Source organism: Halpernia sp. (genome assembly GCF_048269545.1).
Classification (GTDB): domain Bacteria; phylum Bacteroidota; class Bacteroidia; order Flavobacteriales; family Weeksellaceae; genus Halpernia.
This window is the reverse complement of record NZ_JBLXIJ010000003.1, coordinates 1-17,368: the sequence shown is the minus strand read 5'-3', so window position 1 is coordinate 17,368 and position 17,368 is coordinate 1. Positions and strand designations below refer to the sequence as shown.

Genomic DNA, 17,368 nt, shown 5'->3' with positions numbered 1-17,368 from the left:
AACTTTTTAATTATGAAAAAAATTCTTTTAGTAGGTGCTATTGCACTTTTCGGAGCAATGAATGCTCAAACAGGTTTCAAATTAGGCGCTCATATTGGTTTACCAACAGGTGACGCAAATACCGCTTACAGCTTTAGTTTAGGAGCAGACGTTGCTTATATGTGGCCAGTTTCTGCAGAATTTAATTTAGGTCTTGTTTCTGGATATACCGCTTTTACGGGAAAAACAGTTTCCGGTTATAAAGTTCCTTCATTAAGTTTAGTTCCGCTTGCTGCTGCAGCACAATATAATGTTTCGCCTCAATTTAGTATTGGTGCAGATTTAGGATATGGTTTCCTTTTTGCTTCCGGTACAAGTGATGGTGGTTTTTATTACCAACCAAAAGTTGCTTACCATTTTGGACCAAGTGAAGTAAACTTTGGTTATATGGGAGTTACTAAAAGCGGATCAACTATAAGTGCAGTAAACTTAGGTTACGCTTATTCTTTTGGGAAATAGTTTTTGAATAAACATAATAATTATACTTTTAATTATTTTAAATAACCACTTCTTCACAGAAGTGGTTTTTTTGTGAGTATACTTAAATTTTTAAATGATTTAAATCACATAATTATAAAATTTTTAAATTAGAATTTGACCTATTTTTGCGATTCTAAAATTTTAAAAAATTATAAAAATGAAAAAATTATTACTTGTTGGTGCGGTTGCACTATTCGGTTCTATGAATGCTCAAAAAACTTCTTTCGGAATTAATGGTGGTGTAATCTCTGGTTTTGCAAAAGCAAAAACCCCTTCTGGAAATTCTACTGATTCTAATGTAGGATTTTATGCGGGTTTTTTTGCAGAAATAAATGCGGGAAATCAATTCAAAATTCAACCAGCAATTAATTATGCAAATATTCAAGATGGAAGTGCTTTGCAAATTCCCGTAATGGTGAAATATTATGTAGATCCAAAATTTAATTTACAAGCTGGTCCACAATTTACTTTTGATTTAGATGAAAATCCAATTCCAGATTATTATAATTCTACTAATATTGGTTTGGCTTTAGGTGCAGCTTATGAATTTACACCAAAATTATTTTTAGAAGCTCGTTACTCATTTCAATTAAATAATCATTTAAAAAATGCACCAAGTGGTTATTCTGTAAGAGCAAATTATTTAAATTTTGGTTTAGGTTATAAATTTTAAACTTGAATTATTAATAAAAATTAAAAGCCGAGATTTCTCGGCTTTTTTTATGACTTTTCTCTTCTGTCACACTGATTTAATTCATATCAAAATTAAATTTTCAGATTAAAAAGAGTTATAATTTTACTTTAGAAATATTTTAAAAGCTTATAAAATGAAAAAGTTATTATTAGTTGGTGCAATTGCACTTTTCAGCGCAGTAAGTGCACAAAAAAATTCACTTTTAATTGGTGGAAATATTGGTTATAACACCAGTAAAACTACGGTTGGATCAAACCCAAGTATTAATGCAACATCCGATCAATTTTCTTTTAATCCACTTATTGGTTATCAATTTGCCGATCATCTTACCGCAGGTGTGAAATTTGGTGTTTCAACTTCAAAAGACACTTTCAATTATACAAATAATTTAAGTGGAACTCAAAAAACGAATAGTTTTACATACGGTGTTTTTGGTAGATACACAATTCCGTTAAGTGATTTATTCGCAGTTTATGGAGATTTATATGTGTTTGGAATGAATGGTAAAATTACAACGCCAAGTTTTAATGGAACAGGAATTACTTATTCTGATACTAAAACAAATGGTTATGGGATTTCTTTGGTTCCAAATATATTTATTAATTTAAAAAATTCCTTCAAATTAAATTTTAATATTGGAGGTTTAAATTACACTCATAATGAAATAAAAGGAGTTGATAATAAAACCAATCAATTTGGTTTCCAGTTTGGAAAAGGAGCCGTTGTTGGTATTTCTAAAAACTTTAAACTTTAAAAGTTTTTTTAATTTAAACATAAAAATCCTGAGAAATTCTCAGGATTTTTTTTGAACTATTTTTCTGAATTTTATTTTCCGAAAAGATTACCGCCCATTCCTGGAACTTTTGGCATACCTTTGCTCATCATTTGCATCATTTGTTTTCCTTGTGGTCCTTGCATCATTTTCATCATTTTTCCCATTTGTTCAAATTGTTTCATTAAAGCATTGACATCTTCAATTTTTCTTCCCGCACCACGAGCAATTCTTTGTTTTCTTGTCGTGTTGATTAAAGACGGCGTTCTACGTTCATCAGGAGTCATACTGTGGATTATGGCTTCAATGTGTTTAAAGGCATCGTCATTTATATCAACATCTTTAATTGCTTTTCCAACTCCTGGAAGCATTCCCATCAAATCTTTCATATTTCCCATTTTTTTAATTTGATTGATTTGTTTTAAGAAATCATCAAAACCAAATTCATTTTTAGCAATTTTTTTATGAAGTTTTTTTGCTTCTTCTTCGTCAAATTGTTCTTGAGCTCTTTCTACTAATGAAACAACATCACCCATTCCCAAAATTCTGTCCGCCATTCTCTCAGGATAGAAAACATCAAGCGCTTCCATTTTTTCACCTGTAGAAATAAATTTTATGGGTTTTTCTACAACTGTACGAATCGTTAAAGCAGCTCCACCTCGTGTATCACCATCTAATTTTGTTAAAACAACACCGTCGAAATTTAGAACATCATTAAAGGTTTTTGCTGTATTTACAGCATCTTGTCCCGTCATAGAATCTACAACGAAAAGTGTCTCGGTTGGTTTAATAGTTTGATGAACGTTTTTAATTTCATTCATCATGGCTTCATCAATCGCTAAACGTCCCGCAGTATCCACGATTACAACATCGTGTTTATTTTCTTTAGCAAAATTAATTGCATTTTCAGCAATTGAAGATGGATTTTTATTTTCTTCTTCTGTGTAAACTGAAATTCCAACTTGACTTCCTAAAACTTTTAATTGCTCAATTGCAGCTGGTCTATAAACATCACATGCAACCAATAAAGGATTTTTTGCTTTTTTCTGTTTTAAATAATTGGCTAATTTTCCAGAAAATGTAGTTTTACCAGAACCTTGTAAACCTGCAATTAAAATTATAGTGGGTTTCCCAGAAAGATTAATTCCTTCTTGCGAACCGCCCATTAAATCTACCAATTCATCGTGAACAATTTTCGTCATTAATTGTCCCGGACTTAAACTTGTTAAAACATTTTGTCCTAAAGCTTTGTCTTGAACTCTTTTGGTTAAATCTTTGGCGATTTTATAATTTACATCGGCATCTACAAGTGCACGACGAATTTCTTTTACCGTTTCTGCAACATTTATTTCCGTAATTTTTCCGCGTCCTTTTATATTGTGAAGCGCCTTATCTAATTTATCCTGTAAACTGTTGAACATATTATAAACTTATTTGGAATGCAAAAATAAGGAAATTTAATTTTTGTTTTGGTTAAAATTAATTAACATTAAAATATTTAGAAAAACTGAAAATATAATTTTAAAATTGTAGCTAAAAATTATTCTGGTGTAAATTTACACAACATTAAAACCAAAATAATAACAAGACAAAGCATAACTTTATCTGCACAAAATGATGAATGGCTAAAAAAATAAGTAAGTTCCGAAGAATTTTCCAGTAAAAGCGAAGCAATTAATTATTTGATTAAACAAGCGCGTTCTCAAGAAGAATATTATCATGTTGTGAGAATGAAAGTTGAAAAAGGAGAAAAAAGTGGTTTTTCACCAAAACTAAAGAAGAACTTTTAGCCCAAATTCAAAGTAAATATTAAGAAAGATTTGAGGTCTTGCGTATGTGAAATAGATACAATCTATTTTAAAGTTAGAGATGAAAATACTGTGAAAATTATCACCATAATTGGTCGCCAAGATTTTAAATAATTTTTCTATTTCAAACTTCTGATGAACTTTTCCCAAAACCTTTTCTTTTGCTACTTTTACGGTTTAATAAATAACAATGAAAGATTACGGTTTTTATTCCACAGTCGTTTTCCAAATGTTGGCAACTATTGCTTTGGCTTTTTGGGGCGGAAATTGGCTGAATAACTATTTCGGTTTTCAAAACAAATTATTAACCGTCGCAATCGGTTTTGTTGGACTTTCATTAGCTTTGTACAATACCATAAGATTGCTTAAAATTAAAGAACAAAAAGATAAAAAATGAAAAAAACTACACTTTATATTATTCTATATTTCCTCATGTTTTTTTTACATTTCGGCATTTGGCAATATTTTAAATTAGGTTTTGAAGTCACTTTCTTGAAATATTATCTTTTCCTAACTATTATTTTTATGATGGTTATTACCATTTTATCCATTTTCAAAAAAATATATCCAGATTATCTTGGCTTTGTTTTTATGGGATTAATTTTAATAAAATTAATGATGATTATGATTATTAAAAAGAAACTTAATATTACTGAAGTTCCGCTGTATAAACTGCATTTTGTACTACCTTATTTAATTTCTTTAATACTGGAAACTTTATACGCTGTAAATTTAATTAAAGATGAAAAAAATCAGTAATAAATGGCTTTTTTATTCTGATAATTTGTTATATTTTTGCAAAACTTTAAACAAGTTATAGTAATGCTGAAAAGAATAATACTGGTTCTGGGTTTTTTATCGATATTTTCAACATCTTTTGCACAGCACGAGACTGCAAAAAAGTTGGTAACGCCAGAAAATTCTGAAGCGAAAGCACCGCTGAATGAAGCTGAAAAAACTAAAATTGAAAATAAAGAATACATAGATCACCACATTTTAGATGGTCATAGTTTTGATATTATGGCGATCAAAAATGCAGATGGTTCTGAAACGCACGTTGGTTTTCCTCTACCTGTTATTTTTTATGACAAAGCAAACGGATTTCATGCTTTTATGAGTTCCGAATTTGAACATGGTGAAAAAGTAAAAGAAAGTAAAGGCGCTTTTTATAAATTATCCCACGAAAAAATTTACAAAACCGATGCAAAAGGAACTTTAACTCTTAATAAAGAAGGCCACGCAGAAAATGAAAAAATGCTCGATTTATCATTAACAAAAAGTGTATTAATGATTATCATTACTAGTTTAATGTTAATTTTAATTTTCACCACTATTGCGAAAAATTACAAAAAATCCTCTGTGCCTTCTGGTGCGGGTAAATTTTTTGAACCGATAATTGTTTTTGTGCGCGATGATATTGCAAAACCAAACATTGGTAAAAAATATCAGAAATATATGAGCTTTTTATTGACCATATTTTTCTTTATTTTATTTTTAAATTTATTTGGCTTAATGCCTTTTGGTATTAATGTGACAGGAAATATTGCGATTACTTTTGCATTGGCTCTTTTAACATTTTTAATCACACAATTTACTGCTAATGGAAATTATTGGCAACATATTTTTTGGATGCCTGGTTTACCTTGGTGGATGAAAATTGTAATGATGCCGATTGAAGTTATCGGGGTTTTCATTAAACCTTTTGCGTTAATGATTCGTCTTTTTGCAAATATGAGTGCAGGTCACATCGTAATGATGAGTTTAATAGCTTTAATTTTTTACTTTAAAAATATTATTGCAGGCGTTGCTTTTCCATTCTTAACATTTGTGATTTACTTATTAGAAATTTTGGTAGCGCTTTTACAAGCTTATATTTTCACTTTGCTTTCTGCCGTTTATTTCGGGATGGCAAATGAAGAACATGGCCACGAAGGTGAAGAAGGAATGGTACATTAATTAAGAAAGATAGGATTTTTATAATCCATATTAAAATAGAAACTAATTTTTTAAAATTTATATTATGAACGAACAAATTCCAAGAATTATCGGTGGTGGTTTAGTTGTAATCGGAACAGGTATTGGTATCGGAAAAATCGGTGCTGCTGCTTTAGAAGGTATGGCAAGACAACCAGAACAAGCTGGAAAACTTCAAGTAGCGATGCTTATCGCTGCAGCTCTTGTAGAAGGAGTAGCTTTTGCTGCACTTTTTGCATCTTAAGAAGTTTCAAAATTTATCACTTGCCGAGAACGGTTGGTTACGGCAAGTGATTTTTTAAAAAATTAATTACAAAAAAATAATTTTTATCATATAATAATTATGGCATTATTAGAAAATTTTTCATCCGGTTTATTTATCATTCAGACGCTCATCTTTTTGATATTGCTTTTCGTTTTGCATAAATATGCTTGGAAACCAATTTTAGATGCGGTAAATGAAAGAGAAATCTCCATTGTAGATTCTTTGAACCAAGCAAAATTGGCAAGAAAAGAAGTTGAAAATTTAACTGCTGAAAACGAAAATATTATCCGTGCTGCAAAAGTAGAACGTGATGCTATTTTGAAAGAAGCAAGAGATATTAAAGACAGAATTGTAGGTGAAGCAAAAGATGTTGCAAAAGCAGAAGGTGATAAAATGATTGAGCATGCAAGACAATCAATTCAATCTGAAAAATTAGCTGCAATGGCAGATATTAGAAAACAGATTGGTTCGCTTTCAGTAAATATTGCGGAATCTATTTTGAAACAAAAATTAGATAATTCTGACGCACAAAATACTTTGGTAGAAGATTATTTAAATAAATCAAACTTAAACTAAAATGCGAACTTCGAAAGTAGCAAAAAGATACGCACAAGGTTTATTAGATTTTTCTAAAGATTCTAATTCTATTACCGAACTTTTCGGTGAGATGAAAGAATTGGTGAAAATTCTGAAGTCCTCTAAAGAATTAAATAATTTTCTTAAAACTCCAGTTTTGGATAGTAAAAAGAAGATTGCAATTTCTAGTGAAATATTTAAAAGCTTTTCATTAACGTCAAAAAACTTCATCAGTTTAATTATTAAACAAGGTAGAGAAACTTTGTTGCAAGAAATTGCACAGGATTATATTGATAAGGTGGAAACCTTAGAAGGTGTGCAAAAAGTATCTTTAACTTCTGCTACTCAACTTTCTGAAGCGAATGTAGAAGCAATTTTAAAATCCACAAATTTGGTGAATGCAGCTCAAAAATTTGATTTGCAAACCAATATTAACCCAGATGTTTTGGGCGGTTATATTTTAAGAGTAGGAGATCAGCAAATTGATGCTTCTGTTCGCTCTAAATTGAGCCAATTAAAAAAAGAATTTCAATTAAATTAAGAAAATAAGTATAAAATGGCAGAAATAAATCCAGCTGAAGTTTCAGCAATTTTAAAACAGCAATTAGCCAATTTTGATACGCAATCTAATGTAGAAGAAGTAGGAACAGTTCTTACAATTGGTGATGGGATTGCGCGCGTTTACGGTTTAGAAAATGTACAATACGGAGAATTGGTGAAATTCGAAAGTGGAGTAGAAGGCATCGTTTTAAATCTTGAAGAAGATAATGTGGGTGTTGCTCTTTTGGGAGAGTCCAGATTAATTAAAGAAGGTGATACTGTTAGAAGAACTGAAAGAATTTCTTCCATTAAAGTGGGAGAAGGAATGCTTGGAAGAGTTGTCGATACATTAGGAAATCCAATCGATGGAAAAGGACCAATCGAAGGAACAACTTACGAAATGCCTTTAGAAAGAAAAGCTCCAGGAGTAATTTTTCGTCAACCTGTAACAGAACCACTTCAAACTGGGATTGTTGCAATTGATTCTATGATTCCAATTGGAAGAGGACAAAGAGAATTAATTATTGGTGATAGACAAACTGGTAAAACTGTAGTTGCAATTGATACTATTTTAAATCAAAAAGAATTTTTTGATGCAGGCGAACCTGTTTATTGTATTTATGTTGCAATTGGACAAAAAGGTTCAACTGTTGCACAAATTGTAAAAACTTTAACAGATAAAGGAGCAATGGCTTACACAACAGTAGTTGCTGCAAATGCTTCAGATCCAACACCAATGCAAGTTTACGCACCAATGGCGGGTGCTGCAATTGGAGAATATTTCCGTGACACTGGTCGTCCAGCTTTAATTATTTATGATGATTTATCTAAACAAGCAGTTGCTTATCGTGAATTGTCTTTATTATTAAGAAGACCACCGGGACGTGAAGCTTATCCAGGAGATGTATTTTATTTACATTCTAGATTATTAGAAAGAGCTGCGAAAGTAATTGCCGATGATAAAATTGCTGCTCAAATGAACGATTTACCCGAATCTTTGAAACCAATCATCAAAGGTGGTGGTTCTTTAACGGCACTTCCAATTATTGAAACTCAAGCAGGTGACGTTTCTGCATATATTCCTACGAATGTAATTTCTATTACAGACGGACAGATTTTCTTGGAAACAGATTTATTTAATTCTGGTGTTCGTCCCGCAATTAACGTAGGGATTTCGGTTTCCAGAGTAGGAGGAAATGCGCAAATTAAATCTATGAAAAAAGTGTCCGGAACATTAAAATTAGATCAAGCACAATACAAAGAATTAGAAGCTTTTGCGAAATTTGGTTCAGATTTAGATGCGGCAACAATGTCTGTAATTTCTAAAGGTGAAAGAAATGTTGAGTTGCTAAAACAACCAGTAAATTCTCCACTTCCTGTCGATAGCCAAGTTGCAATGATTTATGCTGGAACAGAAAATCTTTTAAGATCTATCCCAATTAGAAAAGTGAAAGATTTCCAAAAAGAATATGTAGATTTCTTAAGAACAAAACATCCTGAAACAATGGCTGCCATTAAATCAGGTAAGATTGACGATTCTATTACAAGCGTTTTAAAACAAGCCGCTTCAGAATTAGCTACAAAATATAATTAAATTTGGTTGTTAGTTGATAGTTGTCGGTTGACAGTTTTAAAAATATTATTTAAAACTTAATTCGTAAACCAACAACTATCAAGTAACAACTGTCAACCAAAAAAGAATGGCAAATTTAAAAGAAATACGCGCGAGAATTACTTCCATCTCTTCTACGATGCAGATTACGAGTGCCATGAAAATGGTTTCTGCCGCAAAATTGAAGAAAGCACAAGATGCAATTGTGATGGTAAGACCGTATTCTGAAAAACTGCAAGAATTAATAGAAAATGTTAATTCTAACCCAGATCCAGATAATATTTCGCCCTATGCAAAACAACGATCTGTAAAAAAAGTACTTTATATTGCGGTAACTTCAAATAGAGGTTTGGCGGGAGCGTTTAATTCTTCTGTAATTAAAGAACTTAATACCCGAATTTCTACTGAAAATTGTGAAGTTGAAATTCTTACTGTTGGTAAAAAAGTACATGATGCAGTTCACAAAACCCGAAAAGTATTTGATAATCAAAGTTCAGTTTTTGATGCTTTAACTTTTGATGTGGTAGGTAAATTCACCAAAAAAGTGATGAATGAATTTACTTTAGGTACTTTTGATAAAGTATATATTGTTTATAATAAATTTATAAACGCTGCAACACAAGAAGTAATTACAGAACAAGTTCTTCCCATTGCAATGCCTGAAATTTCTGCTTCAACAATAAAAACAGATTACGTTTTTGAACCCAATGCAAAAGAAATTTTAGATGTTCTTATACCGAAATCTATTAAAACACAAGTTTATAAAGCAATTTTAGATTCTGTTGCCTCCGAACATGGCGCAAGAATGACGGCGATGCATAAAGCAACGGATAATGCAGAAGCATTAAGAAATGAATTGAAAATTTTCTACAACAAAGCACGACAAGCTGCAATTACAAATGAAATTTTGGAGATTGTTTCTGGTGCAGAAGCGCTGAAAGCTTCTTAGGAAATCTAAAAGATATTAAAATGAAACACCGTTTTTTTCGGTGTTTTTTTTGATTAATAATAACTTCAATTTTTCTATATTTAAACTTTAAATTATTTTTATTTTATGGCTTCAGGATTTTTTGCAGTTTTAGATGATATCGCAGTTTTGCTTGATGACGTTGCAATGATGAGTAAAGTTGCGGCTAAAAAAACCGCTGGAATTTTGGGCGATGATTTAGCCGTAAATGCCGAAAAAGCTTCAGGTTTTGCTTCAACTAGAGAATTGCCAGTTTTGTGGGCAATTACAAAAGGTTCGTTATTAAATAAATTAATAATTCTTCCAATCGCATTTTTATTAAGTGCTTTTTTTCCCGTTGCTATTAAAGTTATATTGATTCTTGGTGGAATTTATCTCGCTTTTGAAGGCACAGAAAAAATCTATGAATGGATATTTCCTCATCCAAAACATGAAGATTTAAGCAAAGTAGAAAATGAAAATGATATTTTAGTTTTAGAAAATTCCCGTGTAAAAGCAGCAATTGTAACGGATTTTATTTTGTCCGTAGAAATCGTCATTATTGCAATGAGCACTGTTGTTGCAAAACCAATTAGCACACAAATTATTGTAGTTTCCACTATTGCAATTCTTGCAACCGTCGGTGTTTACGGAATTGTTGCATTGATTGTAAGAATGGATGAAGCCGGTTTTTATTTAATAAAACACAGCAAAAAAGAAAAGAGTTTCAAACAAAAACTAGGAAATATTTTGGTTCAAGCTTTACCAATCGTCATTAAAGCTTTAGCGATTATTGGAACAATTGCGTTGCTCTTAGTTTCCGGAGGAATTTTCCTACATAATATCGATTGGTTTCATCATTTTTTACCGACTTTACCAAATTTGTTGAGAGAATTTATTGTAGGAATTTTAGTAGGATTTGCGAGCGTAATTTTATTTAAGCTATTTTTAAAAGTAAGATCATTATTTAAATCAAAATGAACTTAAAATTCAGTAAGTTTTCTAAATTTTAAAATATTTTTGGTTTTTACAATAAAAAACATTTCTTTCAATCCAAATTTTTTCTTTTTAAGTTCTAGTTTTTCCGCGGCTCATCCGAATTTAGAAGTTTTAAATAATGAAATTGAAACCAATCCAAAATCTTTAATTGAAATTGTAATTAGTAAAAATAAAGCGGCAGAATTTAAACAATGGTTAGATTCCTAAATATTAATCTTCATTTTTCGTGATTTCTGAAAGTATTAAATGCGTTGTAGGCGAACCAAATTTGGTGAGTTTATCAATGAAATGTTGCAGATGAAGTTGATCTTTCAAAACAACTTGCATGTGAATATTATAAGGTCCGGTAATCCTAAAAACCTGCTGTACTTCGGGATAAGTTGTGACTTCCCTTAAAATATCTTGCAATTTCCCGTCAAATATTTTGAGCATTATAAAAACTTCAAGTCCATTTCCTAATAAAGTTTGGTTTAGCTGTACGCTGTAAGATTTTATGACACCTAATTCTTCCAATTTTTGAATTCTTTCTCTTACTGATGAAGGGGAAAGCGACACTTTTCTACCGATTTCTGCAAAAGAAAATCTTGAATTTATTTTTAATATATTGATTATTCGGTGATCTATTACGTCAATCATTGATTCAATGTTTAATATTGCTAAAATACATTTATTTTTCTGAATTACATATCAAATTCAATTAAATCAATTTTTATATTTCTGCTTTTGCTTATAATTTTGTATTATTAAATTATTATTTTTTCTAATGAATATTGAGATTTTTATCATTCTAATTGTTGGTATTTTCGCGGGCTTTTACGTGCAAACAATTTTCGGATTTGCTGGTTCACTTGTAGCGCTTCCAATTTTACTTTTTAAAATGTCACTTCCAGATGCGATTGCATATATTTCAATATTTTATATGTTTTCTTGCATTTTACTTTTAACTAAAGAATGGAAAAATTTAGATTTTAAAATTATATTACAACTCTCTTTCACAACTGTAATTGGGATTTTGATAGGAATTACTGTTCTTACTTTTTCTAAACCCCTATTTTTAAAAACAGGACTTGGAGCTTTTATTTTAGCTTACGTTGCTTATATTTCTTTGGGAAAAAGAAAATTGAAACTTAATAAATTTGGGATTTATATTTTTGGAATTTTTGCTGGTTTTTTCTCTGGCGTTTTTTCTACCGGCGGACCGCTGCATGTAGTTTGTGTAGAAAATTCTGTGAAAGATGTGAAAACTTTTAGAGCAACTATGATCGGTTTGTCTGGCGTAATTACAGTTACAAGAATTCCCGCTTTGGCAATAAGTGGAATTCTACATGAACATCATTTGAAAATGGCATTCATGGTTTTTCCTGTTTTTCTTTTAGCACAGTTCTTAGGAAAACGAACTTTTGTGAAAATTAATGAATTTTTTTTTAAAAAAATATTAATTGTTTTATTATGTATTTCAGGTATTTTATTAATGTTTTGAAAATATAATTTCAATTATATTTTAATTTAAGTCAAAGCAGATTTTTAATATTAACAATTTTTTCTATAGTTTATTTCCACATTCTAAAAATTAATTAATATTAAAAAAAAGAAGGAGAAATATTTCTCCTTCTTGGCTTTGATGAGTCTTTTAAAATTTTTTTTAAAAATGGTATTATAAATTGTCTGGTTTTATATGTCTCTTTTCCAATTCTTTTTTAAAATCTTTCAAAGATTTTATGTTACAATAAATATACTAAAAAGTGCCAAAAACACTGCAACAATAGTAAAATTTGATTTTGAAATTGCTAAATAAATTGCTGTTATTAAAAGCATAAAAAGTACAATTCCATAAATTTTATTTAAACTTTTTAATTTTTTCTGCTCTTTTAAAAGTTCTTCGTTTGAGACGTTTTCAAATTTATTTTTCTCCATTTTTATTATTTTCTAATAAAGATTGATTTAAAAGTTCATACAATTTATTAAAGTTGATTTTCAAAGAATTAGCGGAAATATTGACTGGAGAATTACTTATTTTATAATTAATCCGCATGGCTCTTTGTTTAAATTTACTTTTAACTTTATCAATATAATTTTCTGGATTTTTTAAAATAATAACTATAAATTTTTGATTGGTAATAGTTGTCATTTCTATAGCATTAATATCTTCCCATGGAATGAATCCCGCAGAAAGTCCGCTTGAATTATCGGTAATTCCGTGGTAATTAATTATAATTCCGGGATTTTTATCAATCATTTTTTTGAAAATATAAAAGCCACAAATTCCAAAAAAAACCAAACCAAGAATTCCCACAATGTAAATTGCTATTTCGCTGTGAAAAACGGCGTTTGAAAATTTTGACGGATTGCTAAGAAACCAAATGCTTCCGGCAACAAATAAAATACAACCAAAAAACATAAGACTGAGTTTTGATTTGCTAAGATCTATTTTGGTCTCCATATATTTATTTCTGTTTTATATCTATCTTTAAATATCTGCGACCAAAATACGAAATTTTCTACTTGCTAAAAACTAAATTAACTGCTAAGATCTTCGATGAAAACTTCATATCCGCTTGTAGAAATATCTTGTTACCTGCTGTGTTTACTCAGTTTGCCATTCGAAATCCTTTTCATCCGTTGAAACTAATATCCGTTTTGACTTTCCATTTTCTATCCTCCAATGAGCGGTATAAGTTCCTGCGCCATCAGAAAAATAAGCAAATAGTTTGAGATAGTTTTTATATTTTTTTAACTTAAATTGATTTCTATTAAGTTGTCCGGTAAAATTTGGATTAAACATTTGACTAACGTCTAAATTTGTTGGTTTTCCATTAATTTTAATCGCAAGCTTTACAAGTTCTTTTTTTGGATTTTCAATTTGTAAATCTGATCCAAACCATTTTTTATTGTCAATTTCGCAGATAAACTTTTCATCTCCTTTTTTGCAAAATTTGATAAAATGCCTTGATTTGTCGAATTTCTTTATTTCGTAATTTATATGGACATTTTTAGAAAGCGTAATTACATTGTTTTTATTTTGTCCAGAATGATGAACAAAAAATGATACAAAAATGAAGATGTAAACTAACTTAGATTTCAAGACGGCATTTTTTTTAACATAGCAGGTAGCGTTTTGCGGCTTTGCGATGGTGCGGCTTAATATGACAAATCTTTCTATTATAAACTAAACTTCGGAAGATCTAAAATGGTAAACTTGCGATTCCTTCGCACTATTGCCAATACGATGTTATGCGGCGGCGTTTTAGGCAAGTTGAATCTTTTTGTCACGAACTTTTACGTTAAATTGTATTTCCGCCTTTAGAGCCGTGAAAACTTTTAATATAGTTTCAATAGTTGCAGAATTTGCGTGATTTTCAAGTTTAGAAATCTGAGATTTATTAACGCCTATAATTTCGCCCAATTGTTCTTGCGTTAAATTTTGTTCCTTTCTTGTGGTTTTAATCATTCTTCCCAAAAGTTCCATTCTCAATTCATATTCGTATTCATTACGTTCTTTTGTTCCTTTTAGTCCAATATGCTTATCTTCTATTTCGGCTAACGTATATTGCTTCATAATTTCTATTTTTCAAATTCTTTTGCGTCAAAATAATTCTTCTTAATTCTTTCCGCCCTTTCAATTTCATTTGTCGGTGTTTTCTGAGTCTTTTTGATAAATCCATTTGTAGCAAAAACTAAAGTATTTTCTTTATTTGTCTTGTCCCAAAAAGCCAACAATCTAATTTGTTTACCTAGATATTTTGTTCTAAATTCCCAAATATTTTCATTTAATTTTTTGAATAATTCTGGGTCATTTGTTTGTTCGGCAACACGAACATTAAAAATCACTTTATTTTTAGATTTAAAGTCAAGCGTTTCCAAAAATTTATCAACTTCCTCCAAAAATATTGCTTCGAAAAACTGCATCAAAAATTGTTTTAATCAAAGATAAATAAAGTTTACAAATATCGCAACTTTTATTACGGAATTTTTACTCGCAATATTGGTAACGCTGTCGTACGTTGGGAAAAATCGGCCCGAAGGGCGATTTTTCCCAACGGTTTTCGGCTTTGCGATGGTGCGGCTTAAAATCTAAAATCTTTCTATTATAAACGAAATTTCGCAAAATCTAAAATATTTAAACTTGGCGAAATCCCGCACTATTGCAAAGCCACTGTTGTAGGATGTTTTTCAAATAAAAGGGAGGTTATAACTTAAACCTCCCTCACTTTAAAAAAGTTTAAATTCTCCTAAATAAATTTTATTAAATCTTAAATAAAAATAAATTAATAAAAAAACTAATAGGTATATAATAGAAATAAAAAAATATTTTGTGCTAGATTTTGCATCGTTATTTTTTTCAAATTCATCAGCGGTTATTACCATTTTAACAACAAATATTATTAAAATAGGTAAGGAAATTGGAATGAATCTAATTGTAAATAGCAAAAAACAAGACATCGCAATTAGTATTCTTTTGTACATCATAATTTTTATATTTTTAAAAAAAGTATGCGTATGTTAGACAACTGGCAAAATTAAATATTGTTTCGGCTGCCTTTAATTCTGGAAAAACCAGTTTTACTGCATCCTTAACAAGATTAAATGTCAGACTTTCGCCGTTTAAAAGACCAAAAAGATCTCTAATAACTGAATAATTTGATCCTAGATAAGTGCCTACGGCTAAAATTGCACAGCCGCCAACTTCTCCCCATGTAATTTTTGATTCATTTTGATATTGTGGATCATTATTGAAATCATCTAGATCATCTTTAAAATCAATAAAAGTTCCTTCAAGAGTATTTGGTCCAAAAGTAGGATGTGGATTTTTTTGTAATGCGAGGTCAACGGTATTTTTTGCATTAATTAAAACAGTATTAACAACTTCTTGTTTTTCTTGGTCTGTCAGAAGATCAAATTCCTTATTTGAATTCGCAAACAAAAATAGATAAGTAGTGGTATCATAAACTGCATCATTTTCAATAGCAATATCTTCTGAAGTTTTTGAAAGATTGCTTTTTTGAGACTTTTGCGCAATTTTACTGGTAATCTCAATTTTAGAAATTATTGATGTAGATTTAAGATACGATTTTGTAAAATCTATAAAACTTTTATCATTTTTTAATTTGTTTTCGAAATTTTGTTTTAAAACATTGTGATTAAGTTCTGTATTTTGATTAGGTATTTCTTCTCTATTACAGGAATTAATATTGAAAATGAATACAAAAAATAGTATTAGAGTGATTGTGGATTTAACTATTTTCATAATAATTTGAAATTTTTATTTTCCTACTTATTTTGCCAAATTATAACAGAATTTTTTGGCTTTTCTCAAATTGAGAGGGTATAGGTTTTCAGTTGTTCCGCCCCGTTGTAAAATTTATTATTTTTCAGAATCTTTTACTATTATTTCTAAGCGCTTCTTCTATTTCCTTTTGTCAATCGAGTCTCCTCGTTGCGAAAAGTGATATTCAGATAACGTTCCGTCGAAAAAAATATCCTACAACGGTTTGTGGCTTTGCGATGGTGCGGCTTAAAATGCCAAATCTTTCTACTATAAACTAATCTTCGAAATATCTAAAATCTTTAAACTTACGAAAATCCCGCACTATTGCAAAACCGCTGTTATGCGAGGTTATTTTTCCCAGGTTATTCTGTAATAATATTGCACATCAGGATTTAGTAAATGATATTCATAACTTTTTGTAGTTTTATCAAATTCAATTTCTTTTATTTTCTCAAATTTTGCACTCATTTTACTATTCATTTTGCATCTTGTCAAAATAGCATTTGAATCGTAATTGTCATTTTTGTTTTTTAAAATTATTCTATAATGAATAATATCTATTTCATCAATCACTCTTGTTTCAACATGAGGTAATGATTTTCCATCTACATCATCTAATTCTGCCTTAAAATGTAAAACACTATTCTGATTGTAATGTAATGGTTTTTTAAACTTTAGGATTGCTTTGTCATATGAATCTGGATTTTTTTCGTCAACAACATTTATGACATCTTGTAAATCAGAAGTGATTTTCGGCATAATGCTGCCACTCCACTTAAAATTATAATCCATTTCTGTAAGTATAGGTTTCTTACATTGTAATAATTTATAAGTTTCATATATAATATGCTTTCCATCTGTTGTTTCATATTTAATAAATGTGGAACGATTTTCATGGTCACCATTGCCATCGTTCGATTTTAAAATTCTAAAAAGAAAATAAATCAGATAAGAAGTAAATGCTAGAAGCATCAAAGAAAAAAATGCCAATGCTATAAATATCGCATACTTATTGGATATAAATAAAAAAACAAGCCCTAAAATTGACGCAAAAGACGCAAAAAATGCGAAATGCCCCGAAAATAGACTTGTTATTGTTTTAAAGTTCTTAGTCATAATTAAATAGTTTATACAAAACTATTTAATTTTTTTTATTTTAAGCATCTCCACCCATAATACTTTTGTTTTGTTTTGTTTTGTTCATTTCGTTTTGCAAATATATAACAAATGTATAACAATTTTCATATTCAAGGTTATATTAACTTACTTTTAATATTCAATTCCTCTGTAAAAGTCTGTTTCACATAATCTCGCATAATCTACGGCTCGGCTTTGTCGTCGTTCCGAAAAGGAAGTTGAAAACTTCTTTTTAGGAATGCGTCAAAGGCGACTGTTGT

Annotated in this window: 23 protein-coding genes; 14 read left to right on the top strand and 9 right to left on the bottom strand. The window is 29.9% G+C overall.

Features of this window, described 5'->3' with window-relative positions; translation table 11 throughout:
* Positions 1-12: 12 nt before the first annotated feature.
* From ACN0WB_RS05835 to ACN0WB_RS05825, 3 genes are all read left to right on the top strand, one after another.
* A complete protein-coding gene (locus tag ACN0WB_RS05835; RefSeq protein ID WP_417429794.1) occupies positions 13-498 on the top strand; it encodes a hypothetical protein in 486 nt (161 codons plus the stop codon).
* Positions 499-676: 178 nt separating this feature from the next.
* Complete coding sequence (locus ACN0WB_RS05830) at positions 677-1,192, top strand: porin family protein (protein ID WP_417429792.1); 516 nt, start codon at positions 677-679, stop codon at positions 1,190-1,192.
* Positions 1,193-1,346: 154 nt separating this feature from the next.
* Positions 1,347-1,967, top strand: a complete 621-nt coding sequence (locus tag ACN0WB_RS05825; protein WP_417429790.1) for a porin family protein — start codon at positions 1,347-1,349, stop codon at positions 1,965-1,967.
* 71 nt (positions 1,968-2,038) lie between these two features.
* Here the strand turns inward: ACN0WB_RS05825 and ffh are convergent, their stop codons facing one another.
* The gene (gene ffh / locus ACN0WB_RS05820; protein ID WP_417429788.1) at positions 2,039-3,406 is read right to left on the bottom strand and encodes a signal recognition particle protein; all 1,368 of its coding nucleotides are present in this window, start codon (positions 3,404-3,406) and stop codon (positions 2,039-2,041) included.
* A gap of 577 nt (positions 3,407-3,983) precedes the next feature.
* Between ffh and ACN0WB_RS05815 the strand changes: the two genes are divergently transcribed.
* From ACN0WB_RS05815 to ACN0WB_RS05770, 10 genes are all read left to right on the top strand, one after another.
* Positions 3,984-4,190, top strand: a complete 207-nt coding sequence (locus ACN0WB_RS05815) for an AtpZ/AtpI family protein (RefSeq protein ID WP_417429786.1) — start codon at positions 3,984-3,986, stop codon at positions 4,188-4,190.
* On the top strand, positions 4,187-4,552 hold the full coding sequence (locus ACN0WB_RS05810; RefSeq protein ID WP_417429784.1) for a hypothetical protein: 366 nt from the start codon (positions 4,187-4,189) through the stop codon (positions 4,550-4,552). Before ACN0WB_RS05815 ends, ACN0WB_RS05810 begins: the two co-directional genes overlap by 4 nt.
* 63 nt (positions 4,553-4,615) lie before the next feature.
* Complete coding sequence (gene atpB / locus ACN0WB_RS05805; RefSeq protein ID WP_417429782.1) at positions 4,616-5,749, top strand: F0F1 ATP synthase subunit A; 1,134 nt, start codon at positions 4,616-4,618, stop codon at positions 5,747-5,749.
* A 64-nt stretch (positions 5,750-5,813) separates the two neighbouring features.
* The gene (gene atpE, locus ACN0WB_RS05800) at positions 5,814-6,011 is read left to right on the top strand and encodes an ATP synthase F0 subunit C (RefSeq protein ID WP_417429780.1); all 198 of its coding nucleotides are present in this window, start codon (positions 5,814-5,816) and stop codon (positions 6,009-6,011) included.
* Between the two features lie 99 nt (positions 6,012-6,110).
* Positions 6,111-6,608: a F0F1 ATP synthase subunit B gene (gene atpF, locus ACN0WB_RS05795; RefSeq protein WP_417429778.1), complete on the top strand. Its 498-nt coding sequence runs from the start codon at positions 6,111-6,113 to the stop codon at positions 6,606-6,608.
* Between the two features lies 1 nt (position 6,609).
* The gene (gene atpH / locus ACN0WB_RS05790) at positions 6,610-7,149 is read left to right on the top strand and encodes an ATP synthase F1 subunit delta (RefSeq protein WP_417429776.1); all 540 of its coding nucleotides are present in this window, start codon (positions 6,610-6,612) and stop codon (positions 7,147-7,149) included.
* Positions 7,150-7,164: 15 nt separating this feature from the next.
* Positions 7,165-8,742 (top strand): F0F1 ATP synthase subunit alpha, encoded by a 1,578-nt coding sequence (gene atpA / locus ACN0WB_RS05785; protein WP_417429774.1) that lies wholly within the window; start codon positions 7,165-7,167, stop codon positions 8,740-8,742.
* Positions 8,743-8,848: 106 nt separating this feature from the next.
* Positions 8,849-9,709 carry an ATP synthase F1 subunit gamma gene (gene atpG, locus ACN0WB_RS05780; RefSeq protein WP_417429772.1) on the top strand — a complete coding sequence of 287 codons (861 nt, stop codon included), beginning with the start codon at positions 8,849-8,851 and terminating at the stop codon, positions 9,707-9,709.
* Between the two features lie 105 nt (positions 9,710-9,814).
* Entirely contained in the window at positions 9,815-10,687 is an 873-nt protein-coding gene (locus tag ACN0WB_RS05775) for a DUF808 domain-containing protein (RefSeq protein ID WP_417429770.1), read from the top strand.
* Positions 10,688-10,726: 39 nt separating this feature from the next.
* Positions 10,727-10,912: a hypothetical protein gene (locus ACN0WB_RS05770; RefSeq protein WP_417429768.1), complete on the top strand. Its 186-nt coding sequence runs from the start codon at positions 10,727-10,729 to the stop codon at positions 10,910-10,912.
* A gap of 3 nt (positions 10,913-10,915) precedes the next feature.
* Here ACN0WB_RS05770 and ACN0WB_RS05765 read toward each other — a convergent pair whose 3' ends face one another.
* Positions 10,916-11,341, bottom strand: coding sequence for an Lrp/AsnC family transcriptional regulator (locus ACN0WB_RS05765; RefSeq protein WP_417429766.1), 426 nt, complete (start codon positions 11,339-11,341; stop codon positions 10,916-10,918).
* A gap of 127 nt (positions 11,342-11,468) precedes the next feature.
* Between ACN0WB_RS05765 and ACN0WB_RS05760 the strand changes: the two genes are divergently transcribed.
* The gene (locus tag ACN0WB_RS05760; protein WP_417429764.1) at positions 11,469-12,185 is read left to right on the top strand and encodes a sulfite exporter TauE/SafE family protein; all 717 of its coding nucleotides are present in this window, start codon (positions 11,469-11,471) and stop codon (positions 12,183-12,185) included.
* A gap of 236 nt (positions 12,186-12,421) precedes the next feature.
* Here ACN0WB_RS05760 and ACN0WB_RS05755 read toward each other — a convergent pair whose 3' ends face one another.
* The 7 genes from ACN0WB_RS05755 to ACN0WB_RS05725 form a co-directional block, all read right to left on the bottom strand.
* Positions 12,422-12,619, bottom strand: coding sequence for a hypothetical protein (locus ACN0WB_RS05755; RefSeq protein WP_417429762.1), 198 nt, complete (start codon positions 12,617-12,619; stop codon positions 12,422-12,424).
* Positions 12,606-13,145: an STM3941 family protein gene (locus ACN0WB_RS05750; RefSeq protein ID WP_417429760.1), complete on the bottom strand. Its 540-nt coding sequence runs from the start codon at positions 13,143-13,145 to the stop codon at positions 12,606-12,608. The genes ACN0WB_RS05755 and ACN0WB_RS05750 overlap by 14 nt, the downstream gene beginning before the upstream one ends.
* Positions 13,146-13,289: 144 nt before the next feature.
* Positions 13,290-13,787: a hypothetical protein gene (locus tag ACN0WB_RS05745; protein WP_417429758.1), complete on the bottom strand. Its 498-nt coding sequence runs from the start codon at positions 13,785-13,787 to the stop codon at positions 13,290-13,292.
* Positions 13,788-13,949: 162 nt separating this feature from the next.
* Positions 13,950-14,261 (bottom strand): helix-turn-helix domain-containing protein, encoded by a 312-nt coding sequence (locus ACN0WB_RS05740; protein WP_417429756.1) that lies wholly within the window; start codon positions 14,259-14,261, stop codon positions 13,950-13,952.
* A 5-nt stretch (positions 14,262-14,266) separates the two neighbouring features.
* On the bottom strand, positions 14,267-14,611 hold the full coding sequence (locus tag ACN0WB_RS05735) for a type II toxin-antitoxin system RelE/ParE family toxin (RefSeq protein ID WP_417429754.1): 345 nt from the start codon (positions 14,609-14,611) through the stop codon (positions 14,267-14,269).
* 574 nt (positions 14,612-15,185) lie between these two features.
* A complete protein-coding gene (locus ACN0WB_RS05730; RefSeq protein ID WP_417429752.1) occupies positions 15,186-15,950 on the bottom strand; it encodes a hypothetical protein in 765 nt (254 codons plus the stop codon).
* Positions 15,951-16,319: 369 nt separating this feature from the next.
* A complete protein-coding gene (locus ACN0WB_RS05725) occupies positions 16,320-16,943 on the bottom strand; it encodes a hypothetical protein (protein ID WP_417429751.1) in 624 nt (207 codons plus the stop codon).
* Between the last annotated feature and the right edge of the window lie 425 nt (positions 16,944-17,368).